Here is a 572-nt window from a genome sequence, read left to right as displayed (position 1 = left end):
AGTAGTCGATGGATAACAGGTTAATATTCCTGTACTTCTTATAATTGCGATGGGGTGACGGAGTATTGAAAGCACCGTGTACTGACGGAATAGTACGTTGAAGACTGTATCTATAGAATTTGTAGGCAAATCCGCAGATTTTGGAGAAAGTTGATAGTACCATAAGGCTTCGGCTGCGTGGATAGTGTGCCTAAAGGCTTCCAAGAAAAACCTCTAAGCTTCAGATTATAAGAACCCGTACCGTAAACCGACACAGGTAGTTGGGATGAGAATTCTAAGGTGCTCGAGAGATTCATGGCTAAGGAACTAGGCAAAATAGACCCGTAACTTCGGGAGAAGGGTCGCCACGCTTTACGGCGTGGCCGCAGTGAAAAGGTCCAGGCGACTGTTTATCAAAAACACAGGGCTTTGCTAAATTGAAAGATGATGTATAAGGCCTGACACCTGCCCGGTGCTGGAAGGTTAAGTGGAGTTGTTAGCTTCGGCGAAGCGATAAAATGAAGCCCCAGTAAACGGCGGCCGTAACTATAACGGTCCTAAGGTAGCGAAATTCCTTGTCGGGTAAGTTCCGA

General features: G+C 46.2%; 1 rRNA gene. It reads left to right on the top strand.

Annotation, left to right across the window (positions count from 1 at the left end):
• Positions 1 to 572, top strand: a 23S ribosomal RNA gene (locus tag Q0662_RS11920); the annotation flags it as partial.

The sequence above is a fragment of the uncultured Polaribacter sp. genome, from assembly GCF_947503855.1.
In the GTDB taxonomy this organism is placed as follows: Bacteria; Bacteroidota; Bacteroidia; order Flavobacteriales; family Flavobacteriaceae; genus Polaribacter.
The sequence above is the reverse complement of the archived record's forward strand: the minus strand, read 5'-3'. Positions and strand labels throughout refer to the sequence as shown.